At 57.2% G+C, this 14,236-nt stretch carries 16 protein-coding genes and 1 pseudogene; 6 read left to right on the top strand and 11 right to left on the bottom strand.

Annotation, left to right across the window (positions count from 1 at the left end):
• Nucleotides 1-160: 160 nt before the first annotated feature.
• Nucleotides 161-310, top strand: coding sequence for a hypothetical protein (locus AB7535_RS26370; RefSeq protein ID WP_354112637.1), 150 nt, complete (start codon nt 161-163; stop codon nt 308-310).
• Nucleotides 311-322: 12 nt separating this feature from the next.
• Nucleotides 323-655: pseudogene (locus AB7535_RS26365) on the top strand (DUF4142 domain-containing protein); the annotation flags it as partial.
• A gap of 1,051 nt (nt 656-1,706) precedes the next feature.
• Here the strand turns inward: AB7535_RS26365 and AB7535_RS26360 are convergent.
• Complete coding sequence (locus AB7535_RS26360; protein ID WP_028154089.1) at nt 1,707-2,132, bottom strand: hypothetical protein; 426 nt, start codon at nt 2,130-2,132, stop codon at nt 1,707-1,709.
• Nucleotides 2,133-2,336: 204 nt separating this feature from the next.
• On the opposite strand from AB7535_RS26360, the gene AB7535_RS26355 reads away from it, so the two are divergent.
• Both AB7535_RS26355 and AB7535_RS26350 read left to right on the top strand, forming a co-directional pair.
• Complete coding sequence (locus tag AB7535_RS26355) at nt 2,337-2,540, top strand: cold-shock protein (RefSeq protein WP_354112638.1); 204 nt, start codon at nt 2,337-2,339, stop codon at nt 2,538-2,540.
• 109 nt (nt 2,541-2,649) lie between these two features.
• A complete protein-coding gene (locus AB7535_RS26350; protein WP_247458048.1) occupies nt 2,650-2,817 on the top strand; it encodes a hypothetical protein in 168 nt (55 codons plus the stop codon).
• A gap of 376 nt (nt 2,818-3,193) precedes the next feature.
• Here the strand turns inward: AB7535_RS26350 and AB7535_RS26345 are convergent, their stop codons facing one another.
• From AB7535_RS26345 to AB7535_RS26320, 6 genes are all read right to left on the bottom strand, one after another.
• The gene (locus AB7535_RS26345; protein WP_038960078.1) at nt 3,194-3,373 is read right to left on the bottom strand and encodes a hypothetical protein; all 180 of its coding nucleotides are present in this window, start codon (nt 3,371-3,373) and stop codon (nt 3,194-3,196) included.
• Between the two features lie 73 nt (nt 3,374-3,446).
• Nucleotides 3,447-3,770 carry a hypothetical protein gene (locus tag AB7535_RS26340; RefSeq protein ID WP_354112639.1) on the bottom strand — a complete coding sequence of 108 codons (324 nt, stop codon included), beginning with the start codon at nt 3,768-3,770 and terminating at the stop codon, nt 3,447-3,449.
• A 1,206-nt stretch (nt 3,771-4,976) separates the two neighbouring features.
• Nucleotides 4,977-5,309 (bottom strand): hypothetical protein, encoded by a 333-nt coding sequence (locus AB7535_RS26335; RefSeq protein WP_354112640.1) that lies wholly within the window; start codon nt 5,307-5,309, stop codon nt 4,977-4,979.
• Between the two features lie 993 nt (nt 5,310-6,302).
• Nucleotides 6,303-6,536, bottom strand: coding sequence for a YbdD/YjiX family protein (locus AB7535_RS26330; RefSeq protein WP_439035442.1), 234 nt, complete (start codon nt 6,534-6,536; stop codon nt 6,303-6,305).
• On the bottom strand, nt 6,529-8,616 hold the full coding sequence (locus AB7535_RS26325; protein ID WP_354112641.1) for a carbon starvation CstA family protein: 2,088 nt from the start codon (nt 8,614-8,616) through the stop codon (nt 6,529-6,531). The genes AB7535_RS26330 and AB7535_RS26325 overlap by 8 nt, the downstream gene beginning before the upstream one ends.
• A gap of 970 nt (nt 8,617-9,586) precedes the next feature.
• Nucleotides 9,587-9,796: a hypothetical protein gene (locus AB7535_RS26320; protein WP_247458042.1), complete on the bottom strand. Its 210-nt coding sequence runs from the start codon at nt 9,794-9,796 to the stop codon at nt 9,587-9,589.
• A 182-nt stretch (nt 9,797-9,978) separates the two neighbouring features.
• Here AB7535_RS26320 and AB7535_RS26315 point away from each other — a divergent pair, with 182 nt between their 5' ends.
• Nucleotides 9,979-10,401 (top strand): hypothetical protein, encoded by a 423-nt coding sequence (locus tag AB7535_RS26315; protein WP_354112642.1) that lies wholly within the window; start codon nt 9,979-9,981, stop codon nt 10,399-10,401.
• A 131-nt stretch (nt 10,402-10,532) separates the two neighbouring features.
• The gene (locus AB7535_RS26310) at nt 10,533-11,474 is read left to right on the top strand and encodes an IS110 family transposase (protein ID WP_439035441.1); all 942 of its coding nucleotides are present in this window, start codon (nt 10,533-10,535) and stop codon (nt 11,472-11,474) included.
• A 321-nt stretch (nt 11,475-11,795) separates the two neighbouring features.
• Here AB7535_RS26310 and AB7535_RS26305 read toward each other — a convergent pair whose 3' ends face one another.
• The 4 genes from AB7535_RS26305 to AB7535_RS26290 all read right to left on the bottom strand — a co-directional run bounded on the left by AB7535_RS26305 (nt 11,796) and on the right by AB7535_RS26290 (nt 14,229).
• Nucleotides 11,796-12,197, bottom strand: a complete 402-nt coding sequence (locus AB7535_RS26305; protein ID WP_247458040.1) for a VOC family protein — start codon at nt 12,195-12,197, stop codon at nt 11,796-11,798.
• 710 nt (nt 12,198-12,907) lie between these two features.
• The gene (locus AB7535_RS26300; protein WP_439037164.1) at nt 12,908-13,063 is read right to left on the bottom strand and encodes a hypothetical protein; all 156 of its coding nucleotides are present in this window, start codon (nt 13,061-13,063) and stop codon (nt 12,908-12,910) included.
• Nucleotides 13,064-13,235: 172 nt separating this feature from the next.
• Nucleotides 13,236-13,766, bottom strand: coding sequence for a septal ring lytic transglycosylase RlpA family protein (locus AB7535_RS26295; protein WP_439035440.1), 531 nt, complete (start codon nt 13,764-13,766; stop codon nt 13,236-13,238).
• Between the two features lie 283 nt (nt 13,767-14,049).
• Nucleotides 14,050-14,229, bottom strand: a complete 180-nt coding sequence (locus AB7535_RS26290; RefSeq protein WP_439035439.1) for a helix-turn-helix domain-containing protein — start codon at nt 14,227-14,229, stop codon at nt 14,050-14,052.
• Between the last annotated feature and the right edge of the window lie 7 nt (nt 14,230-14,236).

Below are 14,236 nucleotides of genomic sequence, written 5' to 3'. Positions count from 1 at the left end.
CCATCTACGGTCATGTAAGTGGTCCGAAAGGCCACTAGTCAGGTGCTCTGCGGACGTTTGAATATTGCGATGCGAAACTTCCAATGTCGCCCCGTGCGCCTAATTGGAGCCTCCCGGGCTTCAGGCGTGTTCATCGACAGACAACCCACAGGAGTTGCCGATGAACAGAATGCTTATGTCACTCGGGACAGCAACCTTGATGGCAATCTCAATTGGCAGCGCATCTGCGAAAGATAAGCAAAGCGAAACGTTTCTTAAGAAGGCAATCGAGGGCAATTTCGCTGAAGTGAGCATGGGAGAGCTGGCGTAGCAGAACGGTCAAAGCGACGCCGTCAAATCGTTTGGCAGAATGCTCTCTACAGACCACGCTGCCGCCAATCAGAAGGCATTAAATGCTGCCCAAGCACTGGGAATGAACTCACCAGGCGGACCGAATGCGAAGCAAAAAGCTGACCATGACAAGATGTCAAAAATGACCGGCGCAGGTTTCGATAAGATGTTCGCTACCCACATGGTCGCAGACCACCAGAAGGATATCGCCGAGTACAAGAAGGCATCAAAAAGTAAGGATGCTTCTGGAGAATATGCTTCCGGCCAGATAGATACGTTGCAAAAGCACCTGGGCACCGCAAAATCGTTGAAAGCCGGTAATTAATCGGACGCCGGAATTGCGTCGACGTGGGAGCGGCAAGACAAATAATTTGCCAGAACGCCGCAATTTCGGGCAGGACCAGCAGGTCATAATTCGAAGCACGCAGACCCTTCTTGTCGTCAAGGACGGGGCGGGCTCACGTTTATCAATTCAGTCAGCGGTTCGTGCGAGCAGGCAAATTCCGTATGCCGCGATAATCAACAAACTCATCAGAAAATCTCCAACCCCGGCTCGTCGCAAGATCAGTGACTCTCAGGGGTCACGACCTGGCTCGTTCTCCACATCGAGAAAACGGGAGTGTAAAGTCATTTCATTCTGAGACCCGGCAAGCAAAACGCGAACGAGGTGGCGCGTTCCGCTAGATCCGCGAACAACGCCATGTCGGCCGGCCATTTCTGGGACCCGCCGCTGCGTTCACGATGATCCGTTACTTCACGAGATCATCAAATCGTCAACGCACGTAGTGTTGCGCGACGGAATTACGTTAGACGATCGTTTGGAGACAAATTGACCAAAGAGGATTTCAGCAGACAAAATCGGTCAGCTCAATCAAGCTTAAGCGTCAGCTCGCAACGGCGACCGAGCAGGAAGCATCAAGAGCATCAGCGAGTCGAGCGGCGGTTTGGGGGTCAAGGCGGAACAGCTTTATAGCCTTTGCGACACGGGTCGTAGGCGGCCTCATTGCTAAACTTAGGCCTTAGGCTCGTCCGGAAAATCGAAGCTGAGAAAAGTGAGGGCGACCGCTCCGACGATCAAGAGCACGACGCACAGCGCCGCGATTCCGTAGGGCCACACTTAGGTCTCCGTTGGAAAGAACGAAGCCGGCGCGCCGAGTATGATGGCACGCCGGCGTCGCCATGCTGAATCCGGACAGGGCAACTCGTCCGGTGACGACAGCGTAATCGGGCAACCGACGAGCGCAATCGAAGGCTGAAATTAAGCTTGAGCGGTAGGGTAAATGAGGGAGGAACTGCCCGACAAGCGAAGGCGTGTGCCAGAGGAAGAAGCCGATGACCTGTTCGACTAACTTTCATGTCAAGACGCGAGGATCGGACTAAATTACAAACGTCGTGCCAAGATTGAGGACCATCTTTACCATCCACTGGCCCTTGATCGTAAAGGTCATGGAGCTCGGGTTTGGTATCTCGAAATTAAAAAAGACGCTTCCGCTCTTATTAAACGCCGCGCCCGACAACGCATCAGGAAAAAATGACACGTTTTGCGTGACGTCACCTCGGTGGCCCTTGACGTCCTTCAATGACCATGGACCGCTGATGTTGCGCATAAGTTGCGAATCTAATTGGAAGTCCGTGTCCGAAACACCGCTTCCAGAGATTGGTCCGGAGCAACCTAAAAGTGCTGCGATATTAGCTACTCTACTGCCAATCTTAAACGATATCGATGCGGTGCCCGACGACGTGCGTACCCTCAGCACGTGCGCAGCAATAAACCAGTCGTCCGCCTTTGTGTCTGCTGCCACGGCCGCCTCCCGCTGTAACTGAAACCTCTCGCCAGCGACTGGAGATTAACCGTCCTGATGTCATACCCATGTGAAGAGGTTCACACGACGTAAAACGACATCCTCGGCTCGCGTACTTCCGGCGCATGAGCGCGGTTGCGACCAGCCTTTCTTTTGTCGAGATTCAGGCACTAGTTTTGGTTTTTCAAAGAATGGAGAAGCTAAGTGGCTATGGGGACGGTAAAGTGGTTCAACCCGACGAAGGGCTACGGGTTCATTCAACCTGACAACGGCGGCAAAGATGTGTTTGTCCATATCTCGGCAGTCGAGAAGGCTGGTTTCACCTCACTCGCAGAGGGAGCCAAGGTTAGTTTCGACGTCGTGAACAATCGCGGAAAGGACTCGGCGGAAAATCTGCGCGCCGGATGAGCCTGCCAAACCGCGACGCGACGGTTCCAAGTTAGCCGCTTGGGTCTATCGTCGAATATCCTCTGATTTCCTCGTCGACCATCCCGCGTTGGTTCGCTGGGTGAGTCGAATGATGAGCGAGGAGGAGGCGGATCGCTATCGAGTCGAAGCCGAGGAATGCCGCCGCATAGCCGAAAGGGCAATTAAACAGCCAGACAAGGAAGCTTGGTTAAGGCTTGCAGCTGATTGGATGAAGCTGGCCGAAGGCGCCAGCTTGGGCGATGAGCGTAAGAAGTGAGGCTTGTTGGTCAGCGCGTCTGTTTGCCAAGCATTCGTCAATGCGAAAAGGCCGCAGCGGCGAACCACTGCGGCCAGCCGGGTTAAAAATAAGACGTGAAATATTGAGTCCAGCCCCGGCGAGATAAAGCGTACAGCGCGGGTGCCTGGGCGCAATGTCGTCGATGTTACACTGTGGGACAATTAAATGCGTCAGCTCCGCTGACTGAGGTGGGACTCGCCGGGGCTGGCGAAGGCGAGCCCTCAACCCCAAGGCCGCGAAAGCTAAAAGCTCCGGCTGCCTTGACGGACGCAGTAGTCTGCACCTGATCGGCGCAGATGCGAGCGTTAAAACAATATCGAAATTTGGCGGCTCCCTCAACGAAGCCAGCGTCAATTTACCGCTGATGCCCCAGGCCGATACCCAACACGATCGCCTTCTGACGTAGCGCGCCCTCGGTTCGCTTGGTCATCTTGGCGATTTTGACGACCGGCGTGCGAGCCTTGGAGTGCGCCTTCAATTCTTTGATATTTTCCTTCGTCCACTCGCGGCGAACCAGCTTTTTCTTCTTGGCCAAAACGGCGCTCCTTCGATGTTGAAGGCGCGGTCTATCAACATGGCGCAATATACGCAACAAACGCTCTGCGCACTTACGGAGATTTAATGGCCGACAACGAACAGCTAGTTCTATCTATTTCGGCTGACACGCGGGAAAATGCAGAACCAGCAAGACAATCGAAACGGCGACTGAGGCGGTAGACGCCAAGACCACGACATCGAAGACCTTGCCGCTCGTTCTGCTCGGCACTTTGCGCCAGTGCATGGCAGTCTTCTCGCTCAGATTTTCGGCGCAGCACCAGCCCGGTCAAAGACCGGCACTTTTTCTTCGTCGTCAGGTGCTGCAGCAGATGGCGTATCTTCTGCCGCGTGCCGCAAAGCTTCAGTTTGAGCGTCCAGGCCATCGACAGTTTCATTCGCCTGACTGCCGGAGTCGTGCGGTTTCGTCGGAACTTGGCCCGCGCCGGAACCAGTAACGGGATCCATTGTGCTCGACCCACGTGGCGTCCGATTTTTCTGTGTCATCGGAACCTCCCTGACGAGTCAATTTTTTCGCTCGCTGCAGGTTCCAGCCAGCAGAGTCCGCTAGCAATCGCGGCTATGCCGACGCCGCCGGTTGAAGATCTACTGGCCGCGGGATGGCAAATTGGCGCGGATCGCGATGCGCGCAACGCGGAGGTGGATCTACTGCACATGATGGAAGTCCAGCAGCGCCGCCCAGCCAGCGATGGCCGGCATTACATAGGCGGCCATCGGTGCTGACGACGGTGACCGCGGATGGCGTGACGCAGCGCGCGGTGCATCGTTGGCGGGAGGATCGGGCGGGGAAGTCGGTGAGGCCGCAAGGAGAGGCGCGGAGGAGGGCGGCGTGAGGTGGATGACGCGAGCCCGTTTGCTAGCGCCGCTGTCGCACGGACCCTGTCGTTTTTGACAGGTGCGGACCTCCCGAGATGGGCGCATAATCGGGGGCTAAAGGACGGAGGACCGCGGCTATGCGTCGTTACTATTTCCTAATCTTCCACAACGGCGAGGCGCAGACGGACCAGGTTGGCGAGCTATTTGGCTCTGCTGAGCTAGGGTACGGTCGTAGTCGTGGTTGACGCCACCGGCACCGAGATCGCGCGGCAAGAGCTGATCGAGGCGCACATTGAGTTGGAGGCAAGATTCTGCCCGAGCCGGTAGAAGATTGGGCGGCTTGGCGGCGGCAGTTGAGGGGCGCGCGGAAACGGTGGAGGAGGGGCTTCGAGAAGTTCGCCTAGTTGACGAGCAAACTTCCAGACGGAAAGTTTGCTCCAAAGGATACCTGCCAGGGTTCGCGGAACGCTAGAGCGCTTCCTTTGGTGTTACGGCTCCACGCCACGCGAACGCATGCTGCGCCAGTAGTCGCGGATTGCTGCTTCAAACCAACCCTCGGCCTCGTACCGGGGATCACTACGTGATCGAAATGCCAAATAGTGATCGTAGTGCCTACTTTCGAGCCATGTCTTGAAAGCGCCAAAGGTTGGGTAGTGACCGGGCTTTTGACGATAGTTTGTTTCGTGCATCCACTCTAACGCAAGATGCCTGATCATTTGCTCGGCGTCGGCTTTTTTGTGCATAACGTAGTGCTCATTTCGCATTGTTTATGCCACGAGGGTTCTGACTTTCTCTTTCCATCCAACCGAATGCACGATGCGCGCCTTTTGGAGCGACGCATCTAAAATCTGCTTTTTTGATAGCCGAGAAGCCGTTTCCCAATCGCGTCCGAATACGTAAATCGCATTGTCACGCCGGATGCTTTCGAGCACGACCAACTCGTGAGACTTGAATTCATAAGCAATGTAATCGCTGAAGCCATTCACTCCGACGTATATTGTGGTGGGCCCAAGTGAAACTAGCGTCTCTTGCCTATCTTGAATGACCGCAGCGACGCTGTCCGATGCCTTGCGCAAGGCAAAGGTGAGGTGTGTCTTCATTCGGCCCCATGGATACTCGCCTGGTGGCAAAAATTTCCAATTGATCTGCTGGACGTGCGGAGGGGTGAGGGATTTTAGATCGCTTGCGGTTACTTCGCAGAGATACCTGAACCGCGCTCACCTCGAAGACCCGACGGGCGGATGCCCCTCGGCGGCGTTACTCCCCGAAATCGCCCGACAGGCCCGGTCCACCAGGAAAGACTACGAGAAAGGGTTGCGAAGCTACGTTGCGAGATTGGCCGCACTGCTTCCTGACGCAGATGCATCAGCGAGCCGCCGCCGTGCGACCGCCATCTTCGGCCTCATGGTGGGCACCCTTCAGTTCGCGCGGGCAGTGCCCAACGCTGCGCAGGCGGAGCAGATCCTGGAGGGCGGCGTTGAGGCCGCCTTGCGCTTGGCACGAGTTCCTTAGGAAGCCGGGAGAGGCTCAGCCTGGAGATCGTTATCCGCAAAAATCCGAGGTCAGCTTCTGGCCCCTTTGAGACATGCCGACGGCTACCGAGAATGTCTGCTTCTCGGGGGATTGTGTTGCAAAACTCGTTTCTAACTTGGGCAAGCTTGGCTTTTGAGTTTCGGCGTTTCTTTTGGTACGGGGTGCCGGCGGTTTCCATTTTACTTGTGGATTTCAGCACGCGACTGTCAGTTGTGGCGGGGGACGGCAGATTAGCTTGGCCACGGTCTGATCTCTATATTCCGCTCCCCCCCTCGGCGAACAAATTTTAGTTGTGTTCGTGTGTTCTTGCGACGCCGTATTGCGGTGTCACGCCGCTTTTGGCCCGGGGCTGAGCTGACTAGGCTTCAGAGCACCTTGAGGTAACTTTCCGGGAGATGAGCCGACAAAGCTAACGTCGGCCGCCGAGGGCGGCCATTGACCCAAAGCGGTCATGGCTGCTTGGTCCATCGATGCCCGCTTCTCAGGTCGGATCAAGTCATCAGAACCTTTTCCATACCCGCACGTCGGATGGCGGTCAGCTGCAGAAGTGTTGTCGGTCGTCAGCAGCAGCCTCTAAAGTGACCTTTCCCTATGGCATAGCGCGCTTGCTGACGTTCGCGAAAGAATTCCACATAGGTCATGATCGGCTGGTCGGGGTGCTTCTCTTGCCGGTGCGCAACATAGGTTTCATAATCGGGAACGCCGATCATGAGACGCGCAGTGCGCGTGCTCCAATAGCGGGCGGTTCGCATCGCGCTGGCGGACTGGTCGAACAAATTCTGCAGGTCAGGCATGGCTACCTCCCGCGGCTACACCAGCGAACTCTACTTCCATTGCGGTCGGCTGCGGATTGCCCAGTGCTCGCCAGATATTGATTAGACCGTAGATCACTGTCGCAACGACGACCAGCACGAATAAGGCTGCAAGCGTTGCATCGACGTAGTCGTTGAAGACGATCCGGCTCATCTCGCCAAGCGTTTTGGCCGGTGCCAGCAACTGACCTGCCGCGATCGCGTCGTCGTATTTGAGCGCGTGGCTGACGAACCCCACGTTCGGATTGGGGTTGAATACCTTTTCAAGCCCCGCGGTCGTCGTGCAGGCCACGAGCCACGCGGCGGGCACGATCGTCACCCACGCGAACCGCTCGCGCTTCATCTTGAACAGAACGACGGTGCACGTTGTCAACGCGATTGCCGCCAGCATCTGGTTGGCGGTGCCGAACAGAGGCCATAGCGTCCAGATGCCACCCAGTGGGTCGATCACGCCGACGTAAAGGAAATAGCCCCACAGCGCGCACGAAAGCGCCGAACCGATCAGGTTGTTGGTCCAAGATGCAGTTTCCTTGAACGCCGGGATAGCGTTGCCGACGAGATCCTGAATCATGAACCGGAGCACGCGCGTTCCGGCGTCGACCGTGGTGAGTATGAACAGGGCCTCGAAGAGGATCGCGAAGTGGTACCAGATGCCCATCAGGGCGCGGCCACCAAGGAACGACGACAGGATATGGGCCATGCCGACGGCAAGCGTTGGTGCGCCGCCGGTGCGCGACAGGATCGAGTTCTCTCCGACGTCCTTGGCCATTTGAGCAATCTCGTCCGGGGTCACCACGAATCCCCATGTCGAGATCACTTGCGCGGCTTGCTCAGCCGTGGTGCCGATTAGTCCTGCAGAGCTGTTCATCGCGAAATAGACGCCGGGATGGATGATGCTTGCGCCGATCATCGCCATGATCGCGACGAACGATTCCATCAACATTCCGCCGTAGCCGACGAGAGCGATCTGCTTTTCGTTCTCGATCATCTTCGGCGTCGTCCCTGACGCAATGAGAGCATGCCAACCGGAAACGGCGCCGCAGGCGATGGTAATGAACAGGAATGGGAACATGCCGCCGGCCCAAACCGGTCCGCTGCCGTCGGTGAATTTGGTGACGGCCGGCATCTGGAGATCGGGACGAACGATCATGATTCCGATTGCCAAAAGCGAGATGGTGCCGATCTTGAGGAATGTCGAAAGGTAATCGCGTGGCGCCAGAAGCAGCCAGATCGGCAACACGGATGCGACGAAACCGTATCCTATGATGATGAGCGCGAGCGTCTCTCCTTGCAGGTCGAAGTACACCGCAAGCTCGGGAGTCTCGGACACGGTCTTGCCATAGATCAGCGCTGCGAGAAGCAGCACACAGCCGACCAGTGACATCTCGCCGACCTTGCCCGGGCGGAAAAACCGGCCATAGACACCCATGAGAAGCGCGATCGGAATCGAGCAGAACACCGCGAAAGTTCCCCACGGACTGCCGATCAGTGCCTTGACGACAACGAGAGCGAGGACCGCAAGGACAATGACGCAGATCAGGAGAATGCCTACGCCTGCGATCGTGCCGGCCACTGGTCCCATCTCGGCACGCACGATGTCGCCGAGCGAGCGACCATCACGCCGCGTCGATAGAAACAGCACGGTCATGTCCTGGATCGCGCCTCCAAACACCGCGCCGGCGAGAATCCAGAGCACGCCCGGCATATAGCCCATTTGCGCGGCAAGCACCGGACCAACCAGTGGACCCGCGCCGGCGATCGCCGCGAAATGATGGCCGTAGAGCACGTACCGGTTGGTCGGAACGTAATCGAGACCGTCATTGTGGCGAACGGCAGGCGTCAGTCGCGTGCCATCGACCCCGAGCACCCGGTCCGCGACGAACAATCCATAAAACCGGTAGGCGATGAAATAGATGCAAATCGCGGCGACGACTAGCCACGCGGCGTTGACCGTTTCACCTCGATTGAGCGCCACGATCGCGAATGTCACGGCACCCAGAAGGGCGACCGCGATCCACAAGAGCTTCGTCTGGAGCCCATTGGAATTGTTGATGGCACTCATGGATGTCCTCCCGCACTGCAGGAAGCCCAACCAAACAAAATTCACCCTGGCGGGGACCTTGATCGAGGCAAGAGTGTATTGGCTGGGATCCTTCCTTTCCGTACACCAAGGTCAGGACTGGGTATTTCGCTAAGCTCAGAACTCACTATAGCTCCGCTTGACCCTATAATTCTAGGACTCGGTTTCTTCGCTGGGAAGGGTGGGATCGTGCGCAGAAGGTCTGTTGGCTGGGGTGACGAATGGGTGGTTGGCGCGTCACTGGCCGAGCGACAGCGATCCATACCGTTTTGGCTCTGCGCTTTATGATTACAATGCCCTGGTCCGCTTAGGCCGATCTGGGGAAGGGAGTCGGCCGAAGTCGGCTCCTGACCCATCTGCGACATCAGCGCGCATTTTTGCTGTAACGCACAATACCAGGACGGGACTTGGAGCATGTGCCGCATTCGGGGGCATCAAATTCCGCGAGGCATTTCTATTTCTTTTGGCCGGGCGCGAGGTTTGGCTGCCATACCGCCGCCTCGCCCTTTTGGCTTGGGGCGGGCGGCAATTGTCTTAGCCTTTTCTTCCTTAGGCTTATTCTTCTCCCGATTGCTTCTTTGTTCGCCCCTGGCCATGTCAGCATCCTTCGGTTGACGACAGGATGCCATCTCCGGGCGACTTTGGGCTGGATATTGTTAGCGAGCAAAGGGCTGTGTCCGAAATTGGCCATCGAGTCATTTCGGGGCGATGCAGATTTGGTAGCTATCGGGGCATAGCGGACGATAACCGGACTTGCCACCAGCCCAATCCCGTCGCGAATGACCCTAAACGGAAATCGGGCGTCGCCTGATCGGATTCACAAAATCCCGCTCAATGTGGTTTGCGACAAGGTGCGTGGTTTGGTCCCTAAATCGCGCGGGCCGTTCGCCACATGGGGTCAGGCTGAAGAACCCGGTGTCGCCTTCGAAGGATGTGCAGAGGACTCAGTCGTTCAGAGATGAGCACGCGGCAATAGCCATCCCATGATCTTCTGATACGGATCGCGACGACTGCGGACGAATGCGTTCTCGTTCTGCTGAGCGGCGGTCCTGGCGAATTCAGAAATCCCCTCGATAGACTGCCGTTTATCCTTCGGAAGCTTCGCCCATTGGCGAATGATCTTCCGGCGGGCTTCGCGTTCCTTTTCCCTTACGTTAGGCATCGGGACGCTCCTTGAAGAGGATTATTCCGGTCGACCTAGTATTGTTTGGGCTCACTAGAACTTCAACGTCCAATCGAGAACTCTTGGCCCCTCTGACCGTGCAGCGCTATACACGGGAGCGAGTCTCACATTGGCTTTGTAGGCCCGCCGCCCTAGAATTGCGGCGATCGCGGACGAGCGAAATGCGGTACGTTTGCGACGCGCCGAAGGGTAAGGCCTGGTTCCGTATCGAGACGGAAGGTGAAGCGGCGCATGAGTCGCGCCTGATGGGCCACACAGTCGAGAAATATTTCCGCAATGAGTGGGAGAAGGCAGTCCAGTCCTGGCGTCCGGAGCGGCCGGACGCGATCGAGCGCGACATCGGCCTCGAGGCCTATGTACAGCGAGAGATGCCGGTTTTCCTCACGCTCCGCGACAGGGAGGGCAATGCCCTGGCTACAGCGATGCTGCCTCCGGGTGGCAAGGATCGCGGCGGGTTCCGGATCATCATCGTTGCCGCATCCAATGCCGATCCTTATCCTGAGCAGGACGCGGCCATCGCTGCGCTGGGAACGCATTTCGGCCTCACACTCGATCGCCACCGCTGCTTCCCTTACGGCCGTTAAGAAGCCCGACAAGTATCGCCGCTTGATTGGAGCGATGTCGGCTCATGATGCTGTGGACGGCTCCTCCACCGGCACGAGCGTACCAAGGAGTGGGCGCTGTTTAAGGCTCCCAAGATTCGGAGGAGCAACCTATGCAGTCAATTTCGACAATCGGTCTGGATATCGCGAAGTCGGTCTTTCAAATGCATGGCGTTGATGCGGCCGGCCAGGTGGTCATACGCCGTCAGCTGAGGCGCCAGCACGTCCTGGCGTGTTTCCAGAGGCTACAGCCATGCCTGGTGGGGATCGAGGCCGGCGCCTCGTCGCACCATTGGTCCCGCGAGTTGCAGGCGCTCGGCCATACGGTGCGGTTGATGCCGCCGGTCTATGTGAAGCCCTACGTCAAGCGGCAGAAGAACGACACCACCGACGCGGAGGCGATTTGCGAGGCAGTCACGAGGCCAAACATGCGGTTCGTGCCGACCAAGACATCTGAGCAGCAGAGTTGCCTGATGCTTCATCGTGCGCGTCATCTGTTCGTTCGCCAGCAGACCGCCGTCATCAATTCGATCCGCGCGTATCTTGCCGAGTTCGGGATCGTCGCCCCCGTCGGGCGCAAGGGTGTCGAGCAGCTGCTTGAGGTCGTCACCGATACAGCCGATCACCGGCTCCCAGAGGTCGCACGAATGTGCCTCACTGCGCTGGGCAGCCAATTGCGCTCGCTGAAGGCCCAGATACTGGAGTTCGATCGCCGCATCATCGCTTGGCATCGGTCAAATGTGACGAGCAAGCAACTTGACGCGATCCCCGGTGTCGGTCCGGCGCTGGCAACAGCTCTAGTCGCAAGCATTGCTGATCCCAAGGTTTTCCGATCGGGACGGGACTTCTCGGCCTGGGTCGGGCTCGTGCCGAAGCAGAACTCGAGGCGGGGGCAAGAACAAGCTTGGCAGTATCAGCAAACAAGGCGATCGCTATTTGCACAGCTTGTTTACAGCCGGCGCGCTCGCGGTCATCCGCTATCGGTCGATCCGGCGATCAGGACAACCCACTTGGGCCATGGCATCATCGAATGCGTGCTTTTGACCGGGACCTGATCCGCGGAGGGCATTATGGCCAGCGGTCGCGTGAACCGCGCTAACAGGCCGAACACATGGCTGCTCCGACCAATACTGCGACGTGAAGATTCTTCTTGCCAACCCGGAGCCGTCCACACATGGCCCATCGCTCCCGTTGACGCGGTGCGGTTGCGTGTCGGTTGATAGGGGCAGACCGGAAATATGCGGCTGAGAGCCAAACCGACGCGATTGACCCGATGCAGACATCGAACAAACGTCACTTGATCGCGTCGTAGGTGCCCAACAGGGACATCTCGGGCAGCGAGATCTCTTTCATGCCTATTCCGTCATGCGGGCATGTTAGTTGCGCGGAATGGGTTGAAGCATGCTTACGCGGTTGCCCTCTGTGTCAAAGAACGAGACGTACTGGCCTACGCCTTGTATCGTCAAAGGCTCGCCCAGTATCGTGCCACCAGCGTCAGTCACTTGGCTCATCGCAGCGTGAATGTCATCGACTGCGATGACGAGGGAAGGGTATTGCGCCGGCCAATCGGGCTTCCTCGGAAAAAAGCCGCCATTGATCGCGCTTGGTCGCTTGGGGCCGCTCTCGTCCGTTTGGGTTGTCGTGGCAAGGACATAGTTGTCCATTTCCTCCCCGAGCATCTGTGTCTGCCAGCCAAATACGTTTTCATAGAACTTCGCCATGCGTTCGCGGTCGTCGTAGGGCATTTCGAAGTGAACCACAGAGTTCATACTGCTCATGATGGTCCTCCTTGCTAGTTGCTGCCGTTTTGTTCGCGAATTCCGTCTGGTTCACCGCTGTACAATTTTGGGAATTGGCAAGGTTCCGGATTCCGGAACTCTGTTCATTGCCCGGATGGACTAGGCGGAAGGTGGAGGGCGTAGCCCCCTTCACTTCGAGAACATGCGGCGAACGAAGGTGTTCCGCTGCGCGAACACAAGGTGTAGAGTTCCGTAGAACTTCGGTGGCCTGAAAGGGTTTAAGCAGAGCGAACTTGGTGACAGGTGGAAGTCATGAAGCGCTTCCGGTTCACACCGAATAGAACGCTCGGAGAGCAGCTCATCAAGGAAGCCAGACTAGCGAGAGAAAAGGCAGAGCGATTGCCGCAGGGTCCAGAGCAGGAGGACCTTTTGAGGACGGCCCGCGAAGCCGATGTCGCCGCCCATATCGAGGGATGGCTGAACTCACCCGGCTTGCAGCTACCGAAGTAAGGCGCTCGAATAGAGCATGCTTCATCCGTCCAGACCAAGGAAATAGCGAGCCCGCGTTGATACCCATCAGATGTATGCCCGGATAAGTTAACGTGCATGGACGCGCACGTTTATGTCGGCTTATCGAGCAACCTGCGCAGTCGGAGAAGGCGAAAGCGTTAGCGACCCTCGTCACCTATCTATCTGCACAAGCGATCCTGCCCCCATACTCCTCGAGTGGTCGAATGCTCGGTAGTGTCTCAGTTTGAAATCTCAGCGGCTTCGCGCTTTTTATAGGGTCGAGAAATGTCAATTGCCTCGATCGGCCGAAAGCTCTTAACCGCCTGCAAGTACGCCGCATTGGCGATATTTGCCGCGTTATGGTGTTGGTTCACCGCCATTTTCGGCTCGTTCATCGGCAAAGGCATCGGCGGGAGTCTTTCGCGGAAAATACTGGCGCGGCCATCGGAGCGCTTGTCGGTTTGGTAGTTTTCATTGGATTGCTTCAGCTAGAAGCCAGCGAGCAAAAAACCAACGAGGACTCATAAGGTCGCTCGCCAAATTACAAACTGAGACACCACCGAATGCTCACAACACCTCCGCATGAACCTGAGCCACGCCACGATCCGTAATACCCAAGCTCCGCGCCGCGGCCAACGAAAGGTCGAGGACACGACCGCGGACGAACGGACCGCGGTCATTGACTATGACGATGACGCTTCGGCTTCCGTGGGTGACGCGCAGCTTGGTACCGAAGGGCAGGCGGCGGTGCGCTGCTGTTAGCCGATTACGATCAAACGATGAACCGCTCGCTGTCTTGCCTTTGGCATAAGAATAGTAGGAGGCCGTGCCGGAGAAGACTCGATTCTGAGATTGAGCTCTTGAACGATCTTTCGAGGGCTCTTCCGAAGTCTGAGGTTGCGTTTGCTGTGTGATCGAAGGTTGCGTTTGCGTTTCGTCCTTCTTTGTCTGGTCGCTTCCTTCAGGAGCTGGCTCCGCGTGAGCTCTTGGAATGATGGACCACCTGTCATCGAAGTTTTGTCCGACAGCAGGAGTTGAGTAGATCGCCATCCAAGCTGGGATTGTTGCAATCGCGATCATTCTACAAAGAACTTGCATGATCGGCCTCACGCACAAATGAAACTGATGGACAATGCGAACTCATCGGCCTGTGTTCCTGCACGCGCATCCACGTGCAGAACAAAGGTGAATGCATACCGATGGTCCGATGGGTGGTTCCAGAGTGTTTAGACGCAGCGCACCAGGCAGCCATCGCTGCGACGCATCACGCCGTAGAAGCCGCAAAACCGAAGGCGCAAATCATATTCGCCTCCAGCAGTCGCTGCTTGGCTTCTACTCCGGTGGTGCAGTCTCTTTCGATCTCGAAATTGCTCAAGCTTCGCTATTGCATTGGCCGCCAGCACGCCCCGCTGGCGAGGTAGAGATCGATCACCTTCTGCGCCTTATCGACGCTCCAGCATAGCGCCTCGGCGATCTCCGGGGCCGTTGCGCCGGCCTCAGCCAGCAGCGTCGCGGCTGTGCCGCGGTTATCGTGGAAATTGGCCAGCGCGCTTTGACGCATTCGGCGT

Origin of the sequence: Bradyrhizobium sp. 956_D2_N1_4 (genome assembly GCF_052076025.1) — a bacterium.
GTDB classification, from domain to species: Bacteria; Pseudomonadota; Alphaproteobacteria; order Rhizobiales; family Xanthobacteraceae; genus Bradyrhizobium; species Bradyrhizobium barranii.
The sequence above is the reverse complement of the archived record's forward strand: the minus strand, read 5'-3'. Positions and strand labels throughout refer to the sequence as shown.